This window comes from Candidatus Skiveiella danica (assembly GCF_022705245.1).
In the GTDB taxonomy this organism is placed as follows: Bacteria; Pseudomonadota; Gammaproteobacteria; order Burkholderiales; family Burkholderiaceae_C; genus Skiveiella; species Skiveiella danica.
Map to the genome: position 1 here is coordinate 1 of NZ_JAKJEW010000085.1, position 1102 is coordinate 1102.

The window sequence follows — 1102 nt, forward strand, 5'->3', positions numbered from 1 at the left end:
TATTGATCTTCTCTAAAAACATGACAACCAATTTGCATCTCACGCGTTATGTCTTCAGGATCATTGCTGGAGAATGTAGGCATGGTGCAAAAGCGATTGAGCGAAGCGGCAAAGAAGCGGTTGCGTGCCGGGCGAATGCTGCAAAAGGGCAAAGGCTGCGCCGAGGTTGCGCTGGCAGTGGGCGTGGCACGCCAAACCGTGTACACATGGAAGGCGCTGCTCGATGAGGGTGGAATCGATGCGCTTCGCGCAGTGCCTGGGCGAGGCCGACCTGCCAAGCTTGACGAGAGCCAATTGGCCGGTGTGCGTGCGGCCATCCTGCGAAGTCCGACCGAACATGGATTTGGCACTGAACTGTGGACCCTCAAGCGCGTTGGCGCTGTCATCGAACGCTTGCACGGAGTGCGTTTCAGCCAGGCACATGTCTGGCGAATTCTGGGTTCTCTGGGCTTCAGCGCGCAAAAGCCGGAGAAGCGCGCCATCGAGCGCAATGAGGACGCCGTGCGCAGTTGGAAACGCAGCACCTGGCCGACCCTTAAAAAAAAGCCCAGCGAGACGGCCGATTGATCGTCTTCGTGGACGAGTCCGGCATCAGCGAGCGCCCCACGCGTGTGCGTACCTGGGCGCCCAAGGGACAGACACCAGTCATCCAGTTTCACTTCAACTGGAATCACGTCTCGGTCATCGCAGGAATCACGCGCACCAACTGCATGTTCAGGCTGCACGAGGGCAGCATCAAGAAGCAGGAGGTGGTCGACTTCCTCAAGGCTCTCAAGGCCCATCTCAAGCAACCCCTGCTGGTAATCTGGGATGGATTGAAGGCGCACCGCAGTCGCCTGGTGCGCGACTATCTGGACACGCTGAACGGGCACATCCAGATCGCCTTTCTTCCTCCCTATGCTCCCGATCTGAATCCGGTCGAATACCTGTGGGCCTGGCTCAAGCGGCACGCGCTGGCCAACTACTGTCCCAACAACCTCGGCGAATTGCATGCCACCGCCCGCAACAAACTCAAGAGCGCTCAAAAGCGTCCGTCCATCATTGCCGCTTGCTGGATGCAGGCTACGCTCTGGTGATGTCATGAATTATGTAAGTCTCAATA

1 protein-coding gene is annotated in these 1102 nt (G+C 58.0%); it reads left to right on the forward strand.

Annotation, left to right across the window (positions count from 1 at the left end; all coding sequences use genetic code 11):
- Positions 1 to 81 precede the first annotated feature (81 nt).
- Positions 82 to 1076 (forward strand): IS630 family transposase gene (locus tag ACMUOY_RS20080; RefSeq protein ID WP_413894503.1). Its coding sequence is split into 2 segments (ribosomal slippage): positions 82 to 547 and positions 547 to 1076, totalling 996 coding nucleotides; the frame shifts between segments, so codons are not numbered across the junction.
- The last annotated feature ends 26 nt before the right edge of the window (positions 1077 to 1102 follow it).